23 protein-coding genes are annotated in these 22,183 nt (G+C 47.2%); 15 read left to right on the forward strand and 8 right to left on the reverse strand.

What is annotated here, in order from left to right:
- Positions 1 to 23 precede the first annotated feature (23 nt).
- On the reverse strand, positions 24 to 593 hold the full coding sequence (locus J4760_RS11885) for an Hsp33 family molecular chaperone HslO (RefSeq protein ID WP_237605842.1): 570 nt from the start codon (positions 591 to 593) through the stop codon (positions 24 to 26).
- A 55-nt stretch (positions 594 to 648) separates the two neighbouring features.
- Here J4760_RS11885 and J4760_RS11890 point away from each other — a divergent pair, with 55 nt between their 5' ends.
- Positions 649 to 1,320, forward strand: coding sequence for a MerR family transcriptional regulator (locus J4760_RS11890; RefSeq protein WP_145288802.1), 672 nt, complete (start codon positions 649 to 651; stop codon positions 1,318 to 1,320).
- 134 nt (positions 1,321 to 1,454) lie between these two features.
- Positions 1,455 to 1,598: a hypothetical protein gene (locus J4760_RS11895; protein WP_237605843.1), complete on the forward strand. Its 144-nt coding sequence runs from the start codon at positions 1,455 to 1,457 to the stop codon at positions 1,596 to 1,598.
- Positions 1,599 to 1,714: 116 nt separating this feature from the next.
- Here J4760_RS11895 and J4760_RS11900 read toward each other — a convergent pair whose 3' ends face one another.
- Positions 1,715 to 2,845 (reverse strand): NADH-dependent flavin oxidoreductase, encoded by a 1,131-nt coding sequence (locus tag J4760_RS11900; RefSeq protein WP_237605844.1) that lies wholly within the window; start codon positions 2,843 to 2,845, stop codon positions 1,715 to 1,717.
- Positions 2,846 to 3,021: 176 nt separating this feature from the next.
- Here J4760_RS11900 and J4760_RS11905 point away from each other — a divergent pair, with 176 nt between their 5' ends.
- A complete protein-coding gene (locus J4760_RS11905) occupies positions 3,022 to 4,608 on the forward strand; it encodes a glutathione ABC transporter substrate-binding protein (RefSeq protein ID WP_237605845.1) in 1,587 nt (528 codons plus the stop codon).
- 89 nt (positions 4,609 to 4,697) lie between these two features.
- Here J4760_RS11905 and J4760_RS11910 read toward each other — a convergent pair whose 3' ends face one another.
- A complete protein-coding gene (locus tag J4760_RS11910) occupies positions 4,698 to 5,546 on the reverse strand; it encodes a MurR/RpiR family transcriptional regulator (protein WP_237605846.1) in 849 nt (282 codons plus the stop codon).
- A gap of 358 nt (positions 5,547 to 5,904) precedes the next feature.
- Between J4760_RS11910 and putP the strand changes: the two genes are divergently transcribed.
- Positions 5,905 to 7,371, forward strand: coding sequence for a sodium/proline symporter PutP (gene putP / locus J4760_RS11915; protein WP_237605847.1), 1,467 nt, complete (start codon positions 5,905 to 5,907; stop codon positions 7,369 to 7,371).
- Between the two features lie 80 nt (positions 7,372 to 7,451).
- Here the strand turns inward: putP and J4760_RS11920 are convergent, their stop codons facing one another.
- Together J4760_RS11920 and J4760_RS11925 are read right to left on the reverse strand one after the other, a co-directional pair.
- Positions 7,452 to 8,951, reverse strand: coding sequence for an FAD-dependent monooxygenase (locus tag J4760_RS11920; RefSeq protein WP_237605848.1), 1,500 nt, complete (start codon positions 8,949 to 8,951; stop codon positions 7,452 to 7,454).
- Between the two features lie 144 nt (positions 8,952 to 9,095).
- Entirely contained in the window at positions 9,096 to 10,190 is a 1,095-nt protein-coding gene (locus tag J4760_RS11925; protein WP_237605849.1) for a glycerol dehydrogenase, read from the reverse strand.
- Between the two features lie 243 nt (positions 10,191 to 10,433).
- Here J4760_RS11925 and J4760_RS11930 point away from each other — a divergent pair, with 243 nt between their 5' ends.
- From J4760_RS11930 to J4760_RS11940, 3 genes are all read left to right on the forward strand, one after another.
- Complete coding sequence (locus J4760_RS11930) at positions 10,434 to 11,213, forward strand: CHAD domain-containing protein (RefSeq protein WP_237605850.1); 780 nt, start codon at positions 10,434 to 10,436, stop codon at positions 11,211 to 11,213.
- Positions 11,214 to 11,303: 90 nt separating this feature from the next.
- Entirely contained in the window at positions 11,304 to 12,089 is a 786-nt protein-coding gene (locus J4760_RS11935; protein WP_237605851.1) for a hypothetical protein, read from the forward strand.
- A gap of 154 nt (positions 12,090 to 12,243) precedes the next feature.
- Positions 12,244 to 14,064 (forward strand): purple acid phosphatase family protein, encoded by a 1,821-nt coding sequence (locus J4760_RS11940; protein WP_237605852.1) that lies wholly within the window; start codon positions 12,244 to 12,246, stop codon positions 14,062 to 14,064.
- Between the two features lie 91 nt (positions 14,065 to 14,155).
- On the opposite strand, the gene J4760_RS11945 is transcribed toward J4760_RS11940, so the two are convergent.
- Complete coding sequence (locus tag J4760_RS11945; protein WP_237605853.1) at positions 14,156 to 14,569, reverse strand: NUDIX hydrolase; 414 nt, start codon at positions 14,567 to 14,569, stop codon at positions 14,156 to 14,158.
- Between the two features lie 118 nt (positions 14,570 to 14,687).
- Here J4760_RS11945 and J4760_RS11950 point away from each other — a divergent pair, with 118 nt between their 5' ends.
- The 3 genes from J4760_RS11950 (at position 14,688) to J4760_RS11960 (ending at position 17,388) form a co-directional block, all read left to right on the forward strand.
- Entirely contained in the window at positions 14,688 to 15,161 is a 474-nt protein-coding gene (locus tag J4760_RS11950) for an SRPBCC domain-containing protein (protein ID WP_237605854.1), read from the forward strand.
- 64 nt (positions 15,162 to 15,225) lie between these two features.
- Positions 15,226 to 15,963, forward strand: a complete 738-nt coding sequence (locus J4760_RS11955; protein ID WP_237605855.1) for an SDR family oxidoreductase — start codon at positions 15,226 to 15,228, stop codon at positions 15,961 to 15,963.
- A 75-nt stretch (positions 15,964 to 16,038) separates the two neighbouring features.
- Entirely contained in the window at positions 16,039 to 17,388 is a 1,350-nt protein-coding gene (locus J4760_RS11960) for a M20/M25/M40 family metallo-hydrolase (protein WP_237605856.1), read from the forward strand.
- Positions 17,389 to 17,439: 51 nt separating this feature from the next.
- On the opposite strand, the gene J4760_RS11965 is transcribed toward J4760_RS11960, so the two are convergent.
- Complete coding sequence (locus J4760_RS11965) at positions 17,440 to 18,252, reverse strand: alpha/beta fold hydrolase (protein WP_237605857.1); 813 nt, start codon at positions 18,250 to 18,252, stop codon at positions 17,440 to 17,442.
- A gap of 155 nt (positions 18,253 to 18,407) precedes the next feature.
- Here J4760_RS11965 and J4760_RS11970 point away from each other — a divergent pair, with 155 nt between their 5' ends.
- Complete coding sequence (locus J4760_RS11970; protein WP_237605858.1) at positions 18,408 to 18,791, forward strand: RrF2 family transcriptional regulator; 384 nt, start codon at positions 18,408 to 18,410, stop codon at positions 18,789 to 18,791.
- 88 nt (positions 18,792 to 18,879) lie between these two features.
- A complete protein-coding gene (locus J4760_RS11975; protein WP_237605859.1) occupies positions 18,880 to 19,773 on the forward strand; it encodes an NAD(P)/FAD-dependent oxidoreductase in 894 nt (297 codons plus the stop codon).
- Positions 19,774 to 19,828: 55 nt separating this feature from the next.
- On the opposite strand, the gene J4760_RS11980 is transcribed toward J4760_RS11975, so the two are convergent.
- A complete protein-coding gene (locus J4760_RS11980; protein ID WP_237605860.1) occupies positions 19,829 to 20,698 on the reverse strand; it encodes a patatin-like phospholipase family protein in 870 nt (289 codons plus the stop codon).
- Positions 20,699 to 20,854: 156 nt separating this feature from the next.
- Here J4760_RS11980 and J4760_RS11985 point away from each other — a divergent pair, with 156 nt between their 5' ends.
- The 3 genes from J4760_RS11985 (at position 20,855) to J4760_RS11995 (ending at position 22,011) form a co-directional block, all read left to right on the forward strand.
- Positions 20,855 to 21,088: a hypothetical protein gene (locus tag J4760_RS11985; protein ID WP_237605861.1), complete on the forward strand. Its 234-nt coding sequence runs from the start codon at positions 20,855 to 20,857 to the stop codon at positions 21,086 to 21,088.
- Between the two features lie 20 nt (positions 21,089 to 21,108).
- Positions 21,109 to 21,321 carry a hypothetical protein gene (locus J4760_RS11990; protein WP_237605862.1) on the forward strand — a complete coding sequence of 71 codons (213 nt, stop codon included), beginning with the start codon at positions 21,109 to 21,111 and terminating at the stop codon, positions 21,319 to 21,321.
- A gap of 252 nt (positions 21,322 to 21,573) precedes the next feature.
- Complete coding sequence (locus J4760_RS11995; RefSeq protein WP_145288752.1) at positions 21,574 to 22,011, forward strand: general stress protein; 438 nt, start codon at positions 21,574 to 21,576, stop codon at positions 22,009 to 22,011.
- Positions 22,012 to 22,183 lie beyond the last annotated feature (172 nt).

Here is a 22,183-nt window from a genome sequence, read left to right on the forward strand (position 1 = left end):
TCATAAACGAGCTCTCTTAGAAACTATTGCTTTAAAACTTTGACTTGGATTGTTTCGACTAGATATTCGTTCGATAGATACCTTTCTTCATCACCTTGAAACGCATTTAATTCTTCCATAATGTAATGGTACTGTGTTTCTTCAAAAAAAGGCAAAGGTTGAATCATTAGAATGCATTTGTCATTTTCTATGAAGCTCAATTCCATCTGTTCACTTTCTTTGTAGTAGGATGAAATGTTCTTCAATATATCAAATTCATGAAACTGCATAATTGAATTATATGACGCTCCAAAGTTTTTCAGTTTACTCTTAGTGACAAATAACTTTGTGCCCAGAACAGAAGCTTCACCCAATGGAAGTCTATAAAAACAATTTCCTTGTGAAAAAGAATCGATATAAAGAAAACAATTGCTATTCTCATTCTTAAAATTGAAAGTGATACGTTCTTCTTGACTGAGCAGCATCGTTGTAAAAGCTGAAGCATAAGCAATGTCTTCTTCAATTGAAAAAGTGCCGGTTTGGTCTTTACCAATGGCGAAAACTCTAAACTGGTTGTCGCATATCAGATATTTTCTAATTGGAATATTCATCATTTTCCCCTCCTTTCAATTATAGTAAGGGGTTACGTAACGTGAGGTGCAATATGAAATGAGCTATTCAGTTAAAGAGGTTTCCAATCTAACCGATGTAACGATCAGAACGCTTCGATATTATGATGAAATCAATCTATTGCCTATCGAAAGAAATGGCAGTAATCATCGTGTATATAACACTATGGATATTCTAAAGCTATCAATGATCCGTTCACTGAAGGAGATAGGTATATCATTAGATGAAATCAGAGAGATTCTGGAGAATAACTCAGAATCCATTGATGATATTCTCTTACTGCAGGAACAGATCATAGATATGAAACTGGAACGGTTAAAAACACAGAAAAGCAAACTGGAATTGATGATTTCGCAGAGAAAGAAAAATAAATCGATAGAAGAAATACTTTTGAATGAGTATATAGATTTCGATACTGTGGATGTTGATCAGTTTTATAATCATATCAAAAACAAAAAGATAGATTTTGATTATTATTTTATGAAAATATATAAACACAAAGAAGATAGGGATAAAGCCGAAGCCGTTATGAAAACATTTATCAGATATATAAATGATGAATACCAGGGCTACTTTACAGTTGAAAAACTGAAGGAACTAGCAGTAACATATAGAACCGAACAATCGAAGGTCTACTTTGAAAGATATGGTAAAGCGTTTCATTTGTATATTTCAGATTTATTATTAGTATGTTTAGACGATATTCAATGAATTATATCAAGCTGATAAATCTATAACCATTTAATCAGTTTGTCTCATCATATTAATTCTAACTTTTAGGAATATGTGCGAAAGCAGATTTTCTGAAGTGATCTAAAGAAAAGATGAAATGAGGGATGGTTGCGATGAAAGAAATGAAACTCTCTGAGATTCGAAAAAGAAATAGAGAGAGAAGGGAGGATGCGATTCGTGCTGCAAGAAGAGTGGACCCTGACTTCAAACCGGGCGATAGACATTTTGATAAACCACGTCGTAACCCTGAGAAATAGCGGATATTGGATGAAATGAGAAGGAAAGAAAAAGAGCGACAGTACTGTGAGAAAGAAGACTGATATGGAATGAAAAACGCCTGGAATTGACTTATGTCAACTCCAGGCGTCTAATTTTACTGGTCCTTACGGGGTACTGGGTAGAATCCTTTGTAGAACTGTTCCCAGAGGGGTTCGGTCAGTTCGTGCTTATCTGCACGTTCTGGATCGAATACATTGGTAATTTCTTCTTCTTTGCCGTCTTCGATCTTATTGACGAAGTCGGGATCGAGCAGCAGTGCGCGGCCAAGACCGAGCAGATCGACGTTGCCGGATTCGACTGCTTCGAGTGCCTGGTCTGGCGTGAATATGGAACCGATGCCGATCAGTGGCATGCGGCCGCCGATCCATTTGTGCAGCAGCTCGATGCGTTCGATGCCTACATACTTGCCGTCGCGTGTCGTGGAATGGACGTCGAATAGTGAAACATGAAGGTAGTCGAGTGGCTTCTCGACGAGTTTGCCGATCAATGTTTCGGTGATCTCCATATCGATGCCCGGCGTCTGTGGTTCTTCTGGCGAAAACCTGTAGCCGATGATGAAGTCCGGATTTCCATGTTCTTTGACAGTCTTGACGACCTCATCGACAACTTCCATCGCGAACAGGTAGCGGTCTTCGCCCCATTTGTCCGTACGCTTGTTGAAGTAGGGGGAGACGAACTGGTGGATGATGTAGTGGTTGGCACCGTGAATCTCAACGCCGTCGAATCCCGCTTCAATGGCTCTGCGTGTCGCTTCGCCGAATGCTTTGATCGTTTCATCAATTTCTTCCGGTGTGATTTCACGTGCATCATGCGGTTCTGGTTCGCCGAAGCTCTGCATAGTAATCGCGCTCGGTCCAGCCGATTCACCAGTGGCTGTCTGGGATGGCAGCGCCTGGACGCCGCCGTGGTGGATCTGCATGATTGCCTTTGCGCCATTCGCCTTCATCGCATCCGCAATCTTTCTCTGTTCTTCAATGTCGGAGTCACGGACGATGGAGGGCTGTCCCGGGAATGCTTTGCCGAGATCTGTAACATTCGTTGCGGCTGTCAGTGCGAGACCGACACCATTTGAGCGTTTGCGCATATACTCGATTTCCGCATCCGTCGGTGTGCCATCATCGTTCGAAGAGACGTGGGTCAGTGGAGCGAGTACAAATTTATTTTTCAGTTCAACGCCGTTCGGCAGCTGAACACCTTCAAATAGGGGTGCGTATCTAGTATTCATTATAGGTGAAGTCCTCCTGCATGTGATGTGTTCATGGAACAATACATACTATAACAATCAGCTTTACCCATAATCAATTTTGCTGACTGGGGAGCTATTTTAGAAATAGGTATTCATTTTTTATTCCGAGTATATTACTATGTGTAGTGGACATGAAAATAGATGGAGGAGAAGAAATGAAAAAATATTTGGTACCATTGCTTGCATTCCTGTTTGTACTGCTGCTGTCAGCGTGCACAGATGACAGCGAAGTGGAGGAGGCAGTGGAAGACGACAACACAGATGCTGAAGAGGCGGGCAGTGGGGATGAAATTACAATGAGTGTGCTGGCAACACCGAACTCGCTCGATCCCCACGCCGCCAACGACCAGTCATCGAACCATGTGAACGTCAACATATACGACCGCCTGGTCGAGTTCACACCTGACCTGGACCTTGAACCGGGACTTGCTGAAAGCTATGAACAGATCGATGATCTGACATGGGAGTTCAAACTGAGGGAAGGCATCCAGTTCCATGATGGAACTGAATTCAATGCAGAAGCAGTCAAAGCGAATCTCGACCGTGTGAGGGATGAAGAAGTGGGGGCGCCTGTCGCATTCCTTTTCGAACTGATCGATTCGGTTGAAGTCGTGGATGAATATACGGTACATATCAAAACAGTCCATCCGTTTGCAGCCTTGCCATCACACCTGGCCCATCCTGCCGGCAGCATGATCAGTCCGGCTGTCATCGAGGCCGACTATGAACAGTATGAAAATGGCGGTGAGCTTCTGACCGAAGTCCACCAGAACCCGGTCGGTACAGGTCCTTATACTTTCGAAGAGCTTGCAGAAGGTGAATTTGTGACGCTGTCCCGTAATGAAGACTACTGGGGGGAGCCGGCCCAGGCCGAGACATTTACATTCAAGGCCGTCCCGGAGGATTCAACCCGCATCGCAGAGCTGATGACGGAGACGACCGATCTCATCTATCCGGTCAACCCGAACGACTACGCGCAGATAGAAGATAATGCAGGCACAAAAATGAATGAAACGGAAAGTGTGCGTATGGAGTATGTCGGTTTCAATACCGATAAGGCGCCATTTGACGATCCGATTGTCAGAAAGGCGATTGCGATGGCCATCGATAAGCAGGCCATCATCGATGAGATGCTGGAAGGGAGAGCCAAAGTAGCGGATACGCTGCTCGCACCGGCCGTTTTCGGTCACAGTGATGATCTGGATACAATCGAATATGACAAGGAAGCGGCAAAACAACTGCTCGAAGAGAACGGATATGGTGATGGATTCACTGCGGAGATTACAGTCATGGACCGCACTGCAGCAGATATGGCAGCATACATCCAGGAAGCACTTGCCGGCCTGAACATAGACCTTGAAATCTACCAGCTCGATTCCGGTGCATTCCTCGACTATGTCGGTGGCGGTGACCACGAAATGTTCATCGGCGGCTGGGGAACAGTGACACTCGATGCTGACTACGGACTCTATGCACTGTTCCACTCCTCGAATATTGGTACATCAGGCAACCGCTCCAGATATTCCAATAGCGAAGTGGATGACCTGCTTGATGAAGCACGTTCGGAAACAGATCAAGAACAAAGGCTTGCGCTATATGAAGAAACCCAGCAGATACTGCTGGATGAATCGCCGATCATCCCGATCTATCACCCGTCACTGCTTACAGGCATGCGGGAGGATATCGAGGGTTACGGCCAGCATCCGGCCAGCTTCCACTTCCTGAAAGACGTGCACAAATAGAACGATAATGCGCATCACCGGGTCAACAGACCGGATGATGCGCATTTTTTATACTTCCATGTCGTCGATCTTTCAACTATCTTTAGCCGTCAGTCGACCATGTATCCCTTTTCTTTGAGCAGGGTGGAAAGCAGTTTTATATTGTCGACAGCATCGGGAGATTGCCTCTGACCCAACTCTACCACCATGATTTCGATCAATGCCATCATCGGGATGAGAGTGAAATACCGTTGACTCGAATTGAGTTCCAGAATGATATCCGAAAACTTTATGATTGGACTGAGTACATTATCGGTAATGAAAATGACAGGGATTCCCCTGCTATGGGCAATTTCAGCGACGTCCACACTTTTTGCAAGATGGGGACTGAATTCAAAGATGATGATGACATCCTCGGAACCGAGATGAAGCAGCTGGTCTATGATGCTCTCGGAATCCTGGCTGAGCTGACGGATATCCTGGCTGAATTCCTTCACCAGAGCTTCCATATAGACTGTGGCAGCGCGGTATGGACGCATTCCGAGTAGGTTGATGGTACGGCTTTTCACCATCAGGTCGATTGCTGCATCATAGTTTTCCATCAGATGTGGCGTCATCATATCATCAAGCAGACGCTTCTGCTCCTTCCAGACGATATTGACGACCCGGCCGTCATCATCCTTTTCGTAGGAGGACTGGATGTTTTCCCATTTATTGGAGTAGTTTTTCTGCAGCTTCAGCAATTCCTTCTTCAGTGAGTAGAAAGAGTCGAAGCCCAGTTCATGGATGAATCTGAGGACGGTCGTCTTGCCGACGCCTACTTGCTTTGATAGCTCGGATGCACTCATCAGACTGATGTCCTGATGATTTTCAAGAACATAGTCTACAAGATACTGGTGCTTCTTCGACATCCTGTGCTTATTTTCGATCATGTAATTCAATATGTTGTCATTGCCCATATGTTCACCTCGAAATGAATATGAAAGTTATAACTGACACTAACTATAACAGAGGAAGTGGAATTGATAAACATAAAAATGGACCGCTCGGTCCATTTTTTATCGAAAAAGGTTTACAACGGACCGTTTTAGTGTTAAATTATTCTACTGTAGAGTAAAAAACGGCCAAGGTGGCCATGATAATATGAAGGATGGTGATTAGATGACAGAAATATTGACTATTTTGCTCGTAATTATCCCAATGCCCATGCTTCTACTACTATCGTTAAAAGATGTTGTAAAACAATCGTTGAATCATTAAAGAGTCAGGAAGCATTCGATAAATCAAACCATCAGGGTAAGGAGTACGTATACAAATATGGATTATATTTCACTCGTAGTATTTTCGCTGTATTTCATTTTTATGTTGCTGGTCGGTTATCTGGCCTATAAGAAAAGTAATAACTTTTCAGATTATGTTTTAGGTGGGCGTGAACTTGGCCCGGTTGTCGGAGGCATCAGCACTGGTGCATCAGATATGAGTGGCTGGCTGCTTCTTGCATTTCCCGGCGCGGTATATGCCACAGGTCTCTCCGGGGGCCTCTGGATGGCGATTGGACTTACCATCGGGTTCTATCTGAACTGGAAGTATGTCGGGAACAAAGTCAGGAAGTATACGATTGTATCCGGTGATGCACAGACGTTGCCGGAGTTTCTGGCCAACCGGACACGCGATACTTCCAAAGTCATCAAGATTGTCTCTGCCTTATTCATCATCGGCTTCTTCACATTCTATGTATCTTCCGGTCTTGTTGCCGGTGGTCTGCTGTTTGAGCAGACATTCGGAATTTCATATACGTTCGGAATATTACTGATCGCCGCAGTGGTCATGATCTATACATCGACAGGCGGTTTCTTCGCTGTCACATGGACCGATTTCGTCCAGGGCATCATCATGCTTGTTGCGGTCATACTCGTACCCGTTGTGACTATTTTCGCCATGGGCGGATGGAACGATGTAATCAGTGGGGTGGATCAGGTTTCGTCGAATCAGTTGAATGCCTTCTCTGGAATCACCCAGCTTGGTATCATTTCGGCACTCTTCTGGGGCATACTGGGGTATTTCGGCCAACCCCATGTCATACTTAGATTCATGGCTTTCAATTCTGCCAAGGATATTACGCTTGGCAGAGCGGTCTATACCAGCTGGAACGTCATTGCGATGTATGGGGCCGTTCTGATCGGTGTCGTCGGCCTCGCCTTTTTCGGTAATAATCGTCTGGACAACCCGGAATCCGTCTTCATTCAACTGACCCATGCGCTCTTTCACCCGATCATCGCAAGCATCCTGCTCGTTGCATTGCTTGCAGCTGTGATGAGTACCGTCAGTACGCAGCTGCTCGTTTCAGCAACGAGTCTGACTGAAGATATATATAAAGGGCTATTCAGAAAGAATGCCAAAGAAAAAGAGATGTTCTGGATCATTCGTGGATCCATACTGCTCATCATCGCCTTTGCGACTGTTGTCGGCCTGGACCCGAATTCTTCCGTGCTCGACCTGGTCGGCTATGCCTGGGCAGGCTTCGGCGCTGCATTCGGTCCTCCACTGCTGTTCTCGCTATTCTGGAAGGACACGACGAAAAACGGCGTGCTCGCTGGTATCATCACAGGGGGAGTGACTGTCATACTATGGAGTTCGCTGACAGAGCGCGGCGTCATTCCTTTCGAACTGTATGAACTGATACCAGGGTTCCTATTCTCATCTCTCGCAATCGTCATATTCTCAAAAGTCGGCTCAGCACCGACAGTAGATATGAGACGGGAATTTGAAATGGCCAAAAAATAATGATTGATAACTAGCTCCGGATGTTGGATTTAAAGTCCAACATCCGGGGCTTTTATATATTCATGGACGTGCTGAATAAACTATTTCATCCTGAGGTCGAACTGCCTGATATACCGAGTGATGACTTCAGTGTCATCTGTGGTGGCGGCGACTCCGATATAGCCATCGGGACGGATCAGAAAGGCTGAATCCCTGTTTATACCTTTCTGTTTCATCTCCTTCGTCCAGTGAGTGTAGTGGAGGGGGAGGCCGGATGTGTCAGAGAGTCTTTTGATCTTACTGTTCGGCTTGCCGTAGACATGCATCTGCCAGTCGGCGCTTTTCAATGGTTCGTAGTTGTCGCCGTCATGTGTCTGCACCCATGGGAGTCGGTCACCAGCAGTCATTGCGCCGATTCTGCCGCTGCTCAGAAGACTGTCATGGTAGCTCAGTTTTGTCTGGGAAAGCATTTTGAATACTTCTTTTCTCAGTTTGCTGCTCTTGAGCACTTTCGGAATGACATAGGGAATTACCACATTTCTGACTGTCCTGCTGCCGACGACCAGCTGGAAGGCGCGGTCGGTCGTTGACACCAGTTTCCGGGCGAAGCCGATCCGTTCTGTTTCATACGTATCGAGCACGCTGTCATTCATTCTGTCCTCGAGCACCATCGCAAACTTCCATGCCAGATTGAAGGCGTCCCCGATGCCTGTATTCATGCCCTGTCCGCCCGCCGGACTATGGATATGTCCGGCGTCTCCCAAAATAAAGGCGCGACCCTGCCTGAAGTTTTCCGCGACACGATGGTGGACCTTATAGGAGGAATACCAGTTCACTGCGCCCACTTTGACGGGCAGTACTTTTTCGACGTGCGGAATGAGCGGCGCAAAGGCTTCAGGGGGGCCATCATCGAGGAGGGCATCAGGGATGATGCCGATCAGCCGCACATTGCCTGTCGTCCGGATGTTCAGTGCCAGCTTGAAGTCACTGCCGCGGAACCCTGCCGAGAACCCTTTGAACGGCTTTTCATTCACCACATCCGCGACAAAGAACATTTGGCTGTAGGTACCGCCGGGAAAGCCGATGTCGAGCTGTTTTCTGACCGTGCTGTGGGCGCCGTCACAGCCGCATATATAGGCAAACCTGGAATAGTCCTGCCTGCCATTCTTGCTGATCCTCGCTTCCACATGATTCGCCTGCTGGTCGAATGCCACGAGTTCTGTATTCCATTCCACTAGAATATGCTTTGATTTCAGCCATTCGACAAGAATCGATTCATGGATGTCCTGGGCAAGACTCAGGACGAAAGGGAAGGGGCTCAAACCTTTTCCCATCTCACCGAGCGGCACGCGGGAGACTTCCTCCCTGTTCTTATAAAGGTGGACCGCATCCTCCACAATCCCCGCTTCAATCAGTGCGTGTGCCATATCGAGCTGACGATAGAACTCGAGTGTTCTTGCATGGACGACCATCGCCCTTGAAGTCGTTCCGGGACCGGCATTCCTATCGATGATGCGAAAAGGGACGCCCTGCTTTTCCAGACCGAGTGCCAGCGCAAGACCGGTCGGTCCTGCACCGACAATCAGTACTTCCTGCTCCATTTCATTCCCCTCCTTGGGTCTGTAATTCTCAATGCCTCTCTATTTTTACTCCTATACCCATTTTAACGATATGTAGAATGACAGGCTCGCTTTAACCAAAATAAAAAAGCTGACGGGCGATTGCCTGCCAGCTCCATAATCCATCTATTGTTTCTGACTCAGTTCGCTGACTGCCAGTATGGCATCTGCCACATCTTCAGCAGTGATTTTGTCGCTCAAGTTTCCGAGTGTATCGTTCGGATCGATTGCGAGCTGGCCGACTTTCACCAGGTCTTCATAACTTGCATCCTCGAGATGCATTTCCTTCAGTGTCGTCGGCATGCCGATTGCTTTATAGAAGCTGATATATTTCTCCATCACTTCATCGGAACTATTTTCAAGCAGCAGCTGGACAAGTGTGCCGTAAGTGACCTTCTCGCCATGTGACAGGTGGTGGATGTCACCGGAGAGCGTTGTGAATCCGTTGTGGATGGCGTGTGCTGCTGCAAGACCGCCATTTTCAAAGCCGAGACCGGAAAGGAGTGTATTGGCTTCGATGACAGCTTCCACTTGAGGGGTCACAAGTCCTTTTGAAGCTGCCTTGTATGCCGCATGCCCATGCTTGAATAATGTTTCTTCACATTTTTCAGCGATGGCGATGGAAGCAAGCGTCGGCTGGCCGCCGACCATCGTTTCGCCTTTTCTGCGCAGTGTCGCACGCGCTTCGACCAGCGTTGCCATCGCGTCGCTCATTCCGGAAGCAAAGAGTTTAAGCGGCGCATTGACCACAACTTTGGAGTCGACAAGAATGAGATCCGGATTTTTATCATAGAAGCGGTATCCCGTGAACTCGCCTTCATCGGAATAGATGACTGAAAGGGAGCTTGTCGGTGCGTCTGTCGATGCGGTTGTCGGTACGATGATGACTGGTGCGCCGAGGTTGTCTGCGACTGCTTTGGAAGTATCCAGTGTTTTACCGCCACCTACGCCGATGACGATGTCCGCATTGTTGCCTGTGCCTGTTTCGCTCAGACGGTCGATTTCCACTTCCGATGCTTCTCCATTGAACTCCTCATAGACGAATTCAACATCTGCTTCCTTGAAACTCGCTTTAATCGTCTCACCAGTAATCGACCATACTACTTCATCTGATACTAAAAGAGGCTTCTGTGCGAGTTTCTTCGTTTCCTGTCCGAGACTTTCAAGCACGCCTTGACCTTGAATATACTTGCCTGGGGATTGGAATATGAATTTTGACATTTGAACACCCTCCATAATTTGAATTCATTCCTTATCTTGCCTTTATGCGCATTTTGAAACCCATTCAAACTATTTTATTGAGGCAGATTTGTGAATAATGGAGGCGGCCTTTCATTTTGTGCTTAGCCATCCTTCATTATTACCGGGTTGTGGAATTTCCCTGTATAGGGTATATATAGTATAGAAGCGTCTATATGCTTGGATGATCCAGACGGGATGAAAATTTCAAATGAGGTGTAGAAGATGGAAACAGTGGAGGATGTACTTTCGAAACGTGCGCGCCGATTGAAGCAGTCACATACGGACTATCTGAACAATCCATACCACCCGAAAACCGCCCACGCGATGCGTGTGAATTCAAGAAAATTGCGGAGCCTGCTGAGCTTCCTGAAGCCCACAATCGAGGAAGGGAAATATAAGAAGCTGAATAAAGCACTGAAGGACCTGGCCCAAGTATATGGACCGTTGCGTGAACTGGATGTACTGATCGATCTGTGCAACCAGATCGCTCTGAAATCCCCTGAGCTGAGTGACCACTATCAGCAGATGTTCAGATACCTCCACAAGGAGCGCAATGAAGAGATGGAACGGACGCTTGTAGAAGCGGATAATAACCTGAAGACGATCGAGACGGTGGAAGCGGATTTGAATGGATTGATATTCAATATCGATGCCGAATGGGACGACTTCATTACAGAACACCTGGAGAAAAAGAACAAGGATCTGAAGGCAGCCTACCAGAGTGTCAACCGGAACAACTATGAGGCCGTGCATGACATCCGGAAAGAGGCGAAAAAGCTGAGATATTCAGCCAGATATCTCGGAAAACTTGCTTCCATGAAGCATAAGGGCATCAGAAAAGATGCCAGAAGAATCCAGGAGGAGTTCGGCAAGCTCACCGATGCCCATGTCAATGAAGAGATGCTCTCTGATTATGCAGATAAGGTGGATGACAAGCATCTGAAGGAGACCTTCAGGAAAATGAGCGAGGCGCAGGAATCGATCGATAGGGCAGACAACTGATTTTCATACCCGTCGCCATCCACAGGTGGACAGGTTTTCTATTATATGCATAAAGAATAGTAAATAAAATCAAACATAAGAGGGACAAATATGAAGAATAAAAAGAAGTTCACAGGTCTTGCAGCAACTATTCTGACAGGCACACTCCTTGTGGGATGCAGCAACCCGTTCGATCGGATGGCAGATGGCATCAATTCCATGCTAGCTGAAGAATCCACGGCAACGGATGAGCCAGTGGGTACGGCAGAAGTGCCGGTTTCCGACACAGGTGAGACAGCGAAGGAAAGTACACAGGAAGCTGCAGAAGCAGAGACAGCTGAAGTTGAAACATTGGACTACAGTCACCTATTGGGTCAGGGCGAAGCAACGACCTTGGGAGAAGGGACTTTCATGGTCGGTGAAGATATTCCGGTTGGCCGATACCATGTCACTGCAACCGAAGGCTTCGGCAATATTTTCGTCTATGATACGGAAGAACGCCTGACCTTCAACGAAGTCATGAGCGGAGAAACCGATAGCATCGGCCAATCTGAACCGGGTGAGGCAGTGATTTTTCTTGACGATGGTCATAAAGTGGAAATCTCCGGCATGGAGGGTGTCGATTTCACACCATATGAAACAGCCGAAGTCACTGAACTTGTACCAGGCCAGTGGGTTGTGGGAGAAGACTTTTCGCCAGGCGTCTACGATATCAGTCTGGAAGAGAGCGAAAGTCTCGGATACTTGAAAGTGAATGCCATCAAGGAGTATGAGAAATCCCGATTTGCCCTGGGCAACCCGGCATACGGCGGTGCAACGACCTTTACCACTTCGTTCGAGGAAGGAGAAGTCGTCACAGTCGAGGTGATACCGAAGGTTACACTTGCCAAGCGGTAGCTGCAGCTGGAATTTCACATGTCCAGGTACTGTAGACGATAAATAATCCATGTAAAGCTTTCCTAACAGAATCTTAAGATGGAATTCATATTCCTTTCCTATAATTGAACATGCAACACATCATTGTTCAACAATTATAGGAGGGTACCCAAGAATGGCTTTTAAAAAGTTTCCTGACAAGCGATTTCTAGCAATGACGTTCATCACGCTGCTCGTCTTTACCCTGATCGCAACCGCACTGACTAGTCCGATTGCTCAAGCAGGGGGCGGAGGGGGTCCAATTGCGCCTGACTCCGAACCGATGACCGAAGAAAAGGAATTCGATCCTGTCCTGACGGAAGCAAAGCCCGAAGTAGCGGAAATTGAACCGAACAACATGCCAAACAGGATCATCACGACTTTCAACGGAGATACGACAAGCGAAATGGGCTTCAACTGGTATACGACGGATCTCGCTCGGAATCCGATGGTATGGGTTTCCAAATCCGGCAACTTCGAAGATGCCATGACGTTCGAAGCAGAGGCGACTGAAGTGACATCAAGCTACGGGGAACGTGACATGAACGGCAACTTCATTTTTGCCGAAGTGGCTGAAGATGAAGAAGGGGAGCCGATGGAAGATGAAAATGGCGAACCGGTCATCAATGGGTACTATACCGATGCACAGGCACATGGAGATGAATGGATGTCCGGCGACTATGGCCACATGGAACTGATTGATGTAACGGAGCACTCCTATAAGGCAAAAGCGACAGGTCTTGAGCCGAACACAACATACTACTACAAGGTGGGCAGTGAAGCGGGGCAGATGAGTGAAGTCGGCGAGTTCATGACTTCCGGTGAAGACGGAGACCGCTTCAGCTTCATCCATTACACAGATACACAGAATGCATTCTGGAATGAAAATGTACGCAATGAAGCGGCATTTGGTGCAGATACCCTCAAGCATGCACTCGAAACAGCAGAAGAGGCAGCTTTCGTTATGCATACAGGCGATGTCGTCGAGGTCGCAGAAGTGGAAGATGAGTGGGTAGACATCTACGAGCGCTCCCGCCCATCCTTCATGCAGACTGCCATGGCGGTTGCCCCAGGAAACCATGACGAATATACACTGGAATACGGTGACGACCCGGTTGTTGAGAAGTTCAACCAGCATATCAATGTGCCTGTAACAAACGACGCCATCTCAGGTGGGTCATACTATTCCTACGACTACAACGGTGTTCATTTTGTCACACTGAATACGAACGACAATAAGGAATCTGAAGACAATCCTGAAGGCAAGGCCATTGGAGAAGAGCAGATGGCATGGATCCGTGAGGACATCGAACAGGCGAGAGCGAATGGTGCAGAATGGGTCGTGCTGAACTATCATAAGCCGCTCTATTCAAAATCCTACCACTCCCTGCAGGATGAAGACGTCCAGCTGGTCAGGGAAGAACTGACCGCTCTAATCGACGAGCTTGATGTAGATGTAGCACTTCAAGGACATGATCATGTCATCTCCAGAACCCATTCACTGAAGCACGTGCCATCTGAAGAAAACTTCTCGAATGGTGTAATAGAGGATGTAAATACATTCTACGGACAAAATGGCGTGGAATATCTGGATAACCCGGATGGTACAACATACATCCTGCCGAACACAGGCGGTACGAAGGAATACGATAACCTTTATGAAAAAAGCGCTGAACACCTGCATGAAGTCAGACCGGATCTCGGCTGGATGACACAGGAGGACATGGACTACTACAACAGCCTGTTCGCTTTCGGCTATCAGCCACAGGAGACGGAAGCTTTCGAAGAATCCCACTCCAACAACCGTGACTCCTCCACGCAGAACTTTGCAGTATACGAAGTCGTGGACAATGAAATGGTTGTACGCATGTATCAGGTGAGCGGAGACCTTCAAAAAGGTGAAGAACGTACTGTGCAACTGATCGATGAATTCGGCATATATAAATCAGAAGAGTAACAGAATGGATATGAATCAATAAGGCGAGCTCCTGGAGTTGATGCATTCAACTTCAGGGGCTTTTTTATATATGGCTGAAAAAATTATGCAATCAGAACTCCACACAGAAAGGCTGAGCCGTCTCATCGAGGCACTGCTCTATTCTTTCGCGAAAGTTACTGCGTTTGACCATGGATAATGCTTCTTCAATCGGGAAATAGCCGACTTCAAGGCTTTCCGGTGAAGTAGTTGGTTCCCCGCCGACCGGCTTTGCCAGAAACAGGCTGTTGCATATGGATTTCTCGACGTTCTGATAGATGCCACAGAATTTGATAATCTCAACATCAATTCCCGCTTCCTCCTTCGTTTCCCGGATTGCCGCCGCCCTCAGCGATTCTCCTTCCTCGACCTGACCGCCAGGCATCTCCCATCCTCTTCTCGGACCATTGATCAGAAGTATTTCGTCGTTATCATTAATTACAATCGTGGCTGCAGAAACACTGTGTTTTGGTGGTGTGAATGACATCTCTTTTTCCCTTTCTGTTTTAGAATTTCCTCATGTATAATTATAATTGGAATATGACGGAATTTTTAGATATTTATTATGAAGTAGTATTAAAATCATAGAGAAAAGAGGGTTAATCATGGATGTTTCCTACCATAAAGATGAACGCAATGTCTATCAGACAATCAGGGAAGTGATCGCCGCTTCACCACAACATGTTTTCAGTTATCTAGGTACGGAGGGTATCAGCCAGTGGTTCGAAGAGCTATCCTTCAGCGAAACGGAATCGGGAAAGAAACTGATTTTTGATCTTGGTGATGGCACCTTTGAAGAGATGGAGGTACTTGTATATGAGATGCCCGGACGCATCGGCTTCACGTGGGATGTCGGCGAGGTTTATTTCACATTGGAACCGGCTGATAATGAGACAGAGCTTAAACTGGAGCAGAGGCTGCCGTTCGAATTTGGTCATATTGCCCAGGACTTCACCGGCTGGCAGTTCCAGGTGAAGAACCTGAAGCATATTTCTGAAACAGGACAGCAGGCGACGTTTGATGACGAAGCGTTCAAGGAACAGATGCGCATGACATCGGAAACATTGGAATTGGATTAGGGTAATCCTGCAAATATAACTCAACTCAGCAAGACCAATAAGCATATTCTAGGAGATTTCAAATATGAAAAAGCGCATATTGATTACCGGGGTGAGCCGACCCCAAGGAATTGGAAGTACTCTGTCACGCAGGTTTTCGGAATCAGGGTATGAAGTTTTCGTTCACGGCAATTCGGAGTATGACAAAAGCATGGAATATCCGGATGCTGGAACTTCGGCGCCTTTAACTGAAATCAGGAGATTACAGGATTCGGATCTATCCACCAGGGCGGGTATCGGTCAACTGATTGATGAATTGAAGCAGCATACCCCCATCAATCATCTTGTGCTTTGTCACGCCTATAGTACACAATGCGATATCGATCACTGGTCATTTGAAGAGATCACAGCACATATGACCACTAATGTCACTGCCAGCATGTTATTGATACAGGCATTTTATAAACAGTTCCAGGAAGAAGTTGGATGCATCACTTTATTTACATCAGGCCAGAACCTGGGGCCGATGACAGATGAAATGCCATACGCCGCGTCAAAGGCTGCAGTTGCCAATCTGGCGGTGCAGACCTCTCATGCATTGGGGAAACAGGGAATCAGAGTGAATGCCGTCAACCCAGGTCCGACCGATACTGGCTATATTGAAAAAGACAGTGAGTTGTACACCCACATTGCCGGCCAGTTCAATTCCAAGCGATGGGGGACTGCAGAGGATGCAGCGAATCTGGTATTGTTTCTTCATGGTGACGAAGGAAGATGGATTACAGGTCAGATAATCGATAGTGAAGGTGGATTCAGACGCTGAAGACTCTGCCACTTTGTGAAGTCGGTCAAACTAACAATACTGGTTAGGAATAATAAAAAGAACAGGTGAATACCAATGGACTATAGAAGCATCATTGATCAGAATAGAGAAGCATATCTCGAAGAACTATTCGAAGTACTCAGGCAGAAGAGCATCAGTGCACAGAATGACGGTGTCAGGGAGTGTGCGGAGCTCGTGGCGGACAAGCTTCGATCTGCCGGCATGCAGCATGTGGAGCTGATGGAGACGGAGATCCATCCTGTCGTCTATGGTGAATATCATGTGTCGGAGGATGCACCGACCATTCTGATCTACGGCCATTATGACGTCCAGCCGCCGGATCCAGTCGAAGCGTGGGACAGTCCGCCGTTTGAGCCGACTGTGCGCGATGGCCGGATCTATGCACGTGGTGCGGGCGACAACAAGGGACAGATGATGGCGCAGGTTCTGGCAATCCGGACATACCTTGAAGCGGAAGGAACACTGCCGGTGAACGTCAAATTCCTGATTGAAGGAGAAGAGGAGATCGGCAGCGTGAATCTTGTCGATTTTGTTGACACACACCGTGAGAAGCTCAAGGCCGATCTCGTCTACGCATCTGATGGTCCGATGCTGCCTGACGGTCATCCCTACGTACTGCTCGGTGTCCGCGGGATTCTGTATGTAGAGCTTAAAGTCGAGGAAGCGGCGTTCGACAACCACTCCGGAAATAAAGGGAACATCGTGCCGAACCCGGCATGGAAGCTCATCGATCTGCTGCATACGATGCGTGACGCGGATGGTAATGTGCTGATAGATGGCTTCTATGATGGTGTGCTGCCGCCGACTGAGGAGGAGCTGGCACTGCTTGAGAAACTGCCATTCGACCTCGAAGAAGTGAAGCGTAACGTCGGTCACGACGGCATCAGCATGTCGAAAGCCGACTACTACCGGAAGCTCTGCTTCGAGCCGACGTTTAATATCGCAGGGTTTGCAAGCGGATATGGCGGAGAAGGATCGAAGACGATCATTCCGAAGGATGCCAAGGTGAAAATCGATATACGTCTCGTCATGAACCAGGACCCGGACAGAATATTCGAGCTGCTGCAGAATCACGTGAAAAAGCACGCCCCGGATGTTACAGTCAAGCAGTTCGGCAAGATGTGGCCGTCCCGCACATCTGCTGACATGCCGTTCATCGAACCGATCCGTCAGGCGGCGGAAAAATCATTCGGCAAGGAAGCCTTCATCCAGCCGAGCCTCGGCGGCAGTCTGCCGGATGCCGTCTGGACGAAAGTGCTCGGCGTACCTTCCGTGCTGGTCCCATATGCAAATGTCGACGAGGCCAACCATTCGCCAAACGAGAACATGATGGTGGAAAACTTCTACAATGGCATAGAAACAACCTGTCATGTGCTGGATGTCATGAAAGATATCGATATGTAATATAGAACCCCTGCAGCGGAATGATATCCGTTGCAGGGGCAACTTTTTGGTTTATTTTTTCAGGATGTCATTAATCAGCTGATTGACTTCATCCTGCTTCTCATGGAAGATGGCATGACCTGCATCATCCACTTTGTGGAGTGTATAGTTCGGCAGTGACTGTTCGAGTACATCCGAGAATTCGATCGGGCATACCGCGTCTTCCTTGCCATGGATGCCGAAGATTGGAAGGTCGAGGCTTTTGATCTCTTCTCTGAGGTCCGCGTCTCTTAAAGTTTCTGCAAGCTTCACTGTGGCGATGAGTGAAGAAGTGGAGACGAGCCCATGGAAGTACGTCTTATACTCTTCGGAATTCTCAACGTTTGACGAAAAGAAGTTGTCGCCGAATTCGCCAAGTGCCTTCGGACGGTCCTGCTTGAGTCCTTCGATCAGTTCATCGACTTCTTCCTTCTTCATGCCATATTCATAGCCATCCTGCTGGACGAAGCTTGGTGCAGCAGGTGAAATGAGGATCATCTTGTTGAGATTGCCGCTGTTGTATTTGACGCCATACTTCAATGCGATCGGTCCGCCGACGGAGAAGCCGACAACGACAATGTCTTTAAGATTGAGCGTTTCTACGACCTGCTGAATATCATCAGCAATGTCTTCGTAGCTGTAGCCGTCTGCTGTAATGTCGGAACCTCCATAGCCTTTATAATCGATACCGATATAGCGGTAGCCCTGCTCGACTACTGAGAATGACTGGGCTTCGAACATTCTGTTGTTTGCCGGCCAGCCGTGCAGGAAAATAATCGGTTGGCCACTGCCAAAGTCTTCAACGTGAATTTTATTTCCATTTTTCGTTTCAATCTGATGTGCCATTATAAATCCTCCTTGGGTGATCGATTGATATTACGCAGTACTTCTTCCCCGGCTGTGGAAAAATAAACTTCTCGAATTCGAAATATTATAAACTTGCCATCTAGTTAGTTCAGGGTTATTATGGACTTATAATATCCATAATTAGAGGTGTCGTAATGAAGTTTTCCAAAGGAACGGATTATGCCTTGCACGCAATGGCCTATCTTGTATGGCAGAAGGACAGCGCAGACAAGCTCCCTGTCCAGGAATTGGCAAAGAAGCTCGATGTATCGAGCACGTATCTCTCGAAAATACTGGCACGTCTTGTGAAGCGAAAGTATATCATCGCAACGAGTGGTGCAAAGGGCGGCTATTCACTGCCGGCCAACTGGAAGGAGATTTCCGTCTATGATGTCATCGTCGCCATCGACGGGGAACCCACATTGTTCGAAGACAGTTTCAATCACGGCAGCGAATGCAAGATCCAGCGGCTGATGATGGAAGTGGAGACGGATATGATCCAGGCGCTCAAGAACAGAAGTATTGACCAGCTGATATAGAATGAAGACGATTTGTCATGCAAATCGTTTTTTAAACTTCTAATTATGGATATTGTGACTCTATGATATATATGAAGGTGGAATGGATATGTATGATGTGATTATCATCGGTGGCGGTCCGGCCGGTCTCAGTGCTGCATTAAACTTTGGCAGGGGACTGAAACGTGCACTAGTCATTGATGAAGATAAGCCGAGAAACAGGGTGACGGAGGAATCGAACGGCTACCTGACGCATGACGGCATCAGCCTGCTCGAATTCAGGAAGCTGGCACAGAAGGATGCTTTGAAGTATGAGGGGGTGTCACTCGAACGCGATCGTGTAATGAATGTTGAAAAGCAGGACGGGCATTTCATCGTCTCCACATCCACAGATGCATTCGAGAGTCGGCAGGTTCTGCTTGCGGCTGGCCTCCGGGAAAAGCAGCCAGACATTGAAAACTTCGAGCAGTTCTATGGGATTTCCATATTCTACTGCCCATGGTGTGATGGCTATGAGCTCAGAAACCGGCCGCTCGCAGTCATGGTGGATCAGGATACGATCGGCCATCTGGTCATGCTGATCTCGAACTGGAGTCGTGACCTGCTCTTCTGTACAAATGGTGCGGATGTACTGACCGACGCACATAGAAAAATGTTTGAAAACAAAGGCTTCAAATATAATGAAGCGGTCATTTCAGAACTGTCAGGCGCTGGCGGTCAGGTGGAGACAATCACATTCGAAAATGGTACAGAAGCGCAGATCAAGGGCATGATCGCCAGAATGCATTGGGATACGGATTTCGATTTTCTGGAAGGCCTTGATCTGAAAAGGGAGGATAATGGAAAGTTCACAGTGGACAGTTTCAGCGAAACATCGATGGAAGGTCTGTATGTTGCCGGTGAAACGAAGAACAATTTTGCCGGTCAACTGATCGATGCCGCTTCAGATGGCGGTATGGTCGCAAAATATATGATGATGAAGCAGATCCAGGCCGGTTTCTGATCCATTATAAGAGACGAATAAAAAATTGACCTGGCAGAAATTCCTGCCAGGTCTATCAGTGGTTGTACTGCTTTCCAGCAGCACCAAGAAACGCCTGCATCGCTGCATACTGGTTTTTCGCATCTTTCCAGCCGAGTTCGTACAGGCTTTCCAGTCGTTCCCTGTTCTTTTCGGTACGGCCGACTTTAATATCCTGGCTCGGGCTGATGACGAATGCCTTGCGGGCTTTCTCCTGTTTCCTAATGTAATGAAGCGTTTCATTATAGTGCTGATAGCGGACGCCGAGTTTGTCATTGATGATGGGGTGGTCCTTGTATTTGATGATCTTCGATATTTTGCCCGGCTTCTTGAAGTAGCCACGCGGCTTGGTCAGGATGACGATGTTCAGTTCGAAGCCGTCAGCTTCGGCCTTGCGGATGGGAATCGGGTCGGCAATGCCGCCATCCAGCAGCAGCTGGCCATTGTGCTCGACACTTGTAGCCACAAAGGGCAGGGAACTTGATGCTCGGAGCAGCCTGGCAATCGTCGTTTCATCGTAGTCGCTTTTCTTGAAGTAGACAGGTTCTCCGGACTCACAGTCCGTCGCACCGATGACAAACTCCTCAGAGCCTTGCATCAGCGTTTTCACATCGAAAGGCACAAGCCTGTTCGGTATCTCATCAAAAATGAAGTCCATGCCGAATACTTCCCGTTTTCTGATATAGTTCGAGAAGGAGAGATAGCGTTTATCCTTAATAAAATCCAGATTCACCTTCTTGTTGCGGCCCCGCTGCCGTGCAAGGTAGGAAGCCCCCATGCAGGCTCCCGCCGATACACCGATGACATAGGGGAAGTAGATGTCCCTGCTCATGAAATATTCCAGCACACCCGCCGTATATAGACCGCGCATGCCGCCACCTTCAAGCACCAGTCCTGCGTCTGTCATAATTACACCTTCGATTCCTTTTGGGATGGTTTCTATACATAGAATTCTAACAGATGATCAGAATGCATGTAAGCCACTGGATCCATGATGGATTGAAGTAGTCGGTCATATTCGTGTAGACTGTAGATAAATAGCATCTAAAAAGGGGGAGCGGACATGCGGGAACTGAATAAGACATCCATGCTGCTCGGACTGCTGTGGGTGGTAATTTCATTTACACTCGTGCGAACTGTACTTGAAGAATGGCTCTATACAGTCAGTCCGGCCGTGATTCCACTCATCATCATTACACCGGTGATTCTGATCAGAATTCTGTTCGACTACATACTCAAATATGACTTCTTCAATAAGGATTATAAGAAGAGCGGTAGACAGGGACCGAACAGATGACACTGCAAAGGAGGATGAAAATGTCGAAAATCAATGCAACTTCCGCGCTGCTTGCGTTCATATGGATGATCACATCTTTGATCATCGTCATGATCTTCTTTGAAGACTGGTTCGAGACCTATTCTCCGATTCTTTTCATTATTCCGGCAGGCATGTTTCTCATTCATTTCATTTTTGAGTATATACTCAAATACGACTACTTCGACAAGGAGTATGAAAATGACGAAAAATGAACCGGCATCCAATCGAAGGATGCCGGTTCTCCTCATGTTCAGGATCAGAATGCTGCAGTCCAGCCACCGTCGACGAAGACTTTGTCTGCCAGTTCAGCCATACCGAGCTCTCTTGATTCGGATGGGGTCTGCATATGTTTGCTGTATTATGCCAAGGGTAAACAATCAGTAAATAGTAGATGAGACGCAGCATATCGATGGCCCTGCGCAGGTCACGATTAAAATGACACACATTTTACTGGAGGGCTGATTATGAATAATATAGAGACCTATAATAGCCAGGAAGAAGTCATAGCCAGAATAGATGAGTTGAGAAGTCATGGTGTGGATGAAAATGAAATTACAGTCGTGTCCCGGAAAAAATTAGACGCTGGTGGATCGCTAGGCGACTACTCCGATGTAAGGTTCAAGAATTCCGAAGGGACAACGTGGGATAAAGTGGTATCATTCTTCTCGAGAGAAGACAACGAAGAACACGTCATCCATGACTTGGAACTTTCACAGGACGAGGAAAGGGAATACAGGGAGGCACTGGACAACGATAAGATTCTGCTCCACGTCCTCGGCAACAGAGTGACAGATGATATGTTTGTAGACACCGGCAGCGACTTTGTTGAGAGAACGTCCTACGATTCGATTGACGAATCGAATGAAAAGGGAAAAGTCGACAGAAGAGGCGACGGAATATAGGATGACGTGATAACAGCCTGGCTCTGGGAAGCCAGGCTATTCTTATATAAAGAATGAGAAATGCATATGTTTGTTACGTTGTGGTCGGGGTACATATCTACTAACCGAGACACCAGTAGAGGGACATCCTGATTCGGTAATTGAAAGTGATTGATCAATGAAATCAATTGGA

It is taken from the genome of Salinicoccus sp. ID82-1, from assembly GCF_021991715.1.
GTDB lineage: Bacteria > Bacillota > Bacilli > Staphylococcales > Salinicoccaceae > Salinicoccus > Salinicoccus cyprini.

What these genes read in the sequence shown, in the direction of transcription:
- J4760_RS11935 (WP_237605851.1), top strand. Translation starts at nt 11,304, where the DNA reads ATGAAGAATAAAAAGAAGTTCACAGGTCTTGCAGCAACTATTCTGACA.
- J4760_RS11995 (WP_145288752.1), top strand. Translation starts at nt 21,574, where the DNA reads ATGAATAATATAGAGACCTATAATAGCCAGGAAGAAGTCATAGCCAGA.
- putP (WP_237605847.1), top strand. Translation starts at nt 5,905, where the DNA reads ATGGATTATATTTCACTCGTAGTATTTTCGCTGTATTTCATTTTTATG.
- J4760_RS11970 (WP_237605858.1), top strand. Translation starts at nt 18,408, where the DNA reads ATGAAGTTTTCCAAAGGAACGGATTATGCCTTGCACGCAATGGCCTAT.
- J4760_RS11950 (WP_237605854.1), top strand. Translation starts at nt 14,688, where the DNA reads ATGGATGTTTCCTACCATAAAGATGAACGCAATGTCTATCAGACAATC.
- J4760_RS11975 (WP_237605859.1), top strand. Translation starts at nt 18,880, where the DNA reads ATGTATGATGTGATTATCATCGGTGGCGGTCCGGCCGGTCTCAGTGCT.
- J4760_RS11905 (WP_237605845.1), top strand. Translation starts at nt 3,022, where the DNA reads ATGAAAAAATATTTGGTACCATTGCTTGCATTCCTGTTTGTACTGCTG.
- J4760_RS11925 (WP_237605849.1), bottom strand. Translation starts at nt 10,190, where the DNA reads ATGTCAAAATTCATATTCCAATCCCCAGGCAAGTATATTCAAGGTCAA.
- J4760_RS11900 (WP_237605844.1), bottom strand. Translation starts at nt 2,845, where the DNA reads ATGAATACTAGATACGCACCCCTATTTGAAGGTGTTCAGCTGCCGAAC.
- J4760_RS11910 (WP_237605846.1), bottom strand. Translation starts at nt 5,546, where the DNA reads ATGGGCAATGACAACATATTGAATTACATGATCGAAAATAAGCACAGG.
- J4760_RS11895 (WP_237605843.1), top strand. Translation starts at nt 1,455, where the DNA reads ATGAAAGAAATGAAACTCTCTGAGATTCGAAAAAGAAATAGAGAGAGA.
- J4760_RS11890 (WP_145288802.1), top strand. Translation starts at nt 649, where the DNA reads ATGAGCTATTCAGTTAAAGAGGTTTCCAATCTAACCGATGTAACGATC.
- J4760_RS11980 (WP_237605860.1), bottom strand. Translation starts at nt 20,698, where the DNA reads ATGACAGACGCAGGACTGGTGCTTGAAGGTGGCGGCATGCGCGGTCTA.
- J4760_RS11990 (WP_237605862.1), top strand. Translation starts at nt 21,109, where the DNA reads ATGTCGAAAATCAATGCAACTTCCGCGCTGCTTGCGTTCATATGGATG.
- J4760_RS11960 (WP_237605856.1), top strand. Translation starts at nt 16,039, where the DNA reads ATGGACTATAGAAGCATCATTGATCAGAATAGAGAAGCATATCTCGAA.
- J4760_RS11955 (WP_237605855.1), top strand. Translation starts at nt 15,226, where the DNA reads ATGAAAAAGCGCATATTGATTACCGGGGTGAGCCGACCCCAAGGAATT.
- J4760_RS11920 (WP_237605848.1), bottom strand. Translation starts at nt 8,951, where the DNA reads ATGGAGCAGGAAGTACTGATTGTCGGTGCAGGACCGACCGGTCTTGCG.
- J4760_RS11965 (WP_237605857.1), bottom strand. Translation starts at nt 18,252, where the DNA reads ATGGCACATCAGATTGAAACGAAAAATGGAAATAAAATTCACGTTGAA.
- J4760_RS11985 (WP_237605861.1), top strand. Translation starts at nt 20,855, where the DNA reads ATGCGGGAACTGAATAAGACATCCATGCTGCTCGGACTGCTGTGGGTG.
- J4760_RS11945 (WP_237605853.1), bottom strand. Translation starts at nt 14,569, where the DNA reads ATGTCATTCACACCACCAAAACACAGTGTTTCTGCAGCCACGATTGTA.
- J4760_RS11930 (WP_237605850.1), top strand. Translation starts at nt 10,434, where the DNA reads ATGGAAACAGTGGAGGATGTACTTTCGAAACGTGCGCGCCGATTGAAG.
- J4760_RS11885 (WP_237605842.1), bottom strand. Translation starts at nt 593, where the DNA reads ATGATGAATATTCCAATTAGAAAATATCTGATATGCGACAACCAGTTT.
- J4760_RS11940 (WP_237605852.1), top strand. Translation starts at nt 12,244, where the DNA reads ATGGCTTTTAAAAAGTTTCCTGACAAGCGATTTCTAGCAATGACGTTC.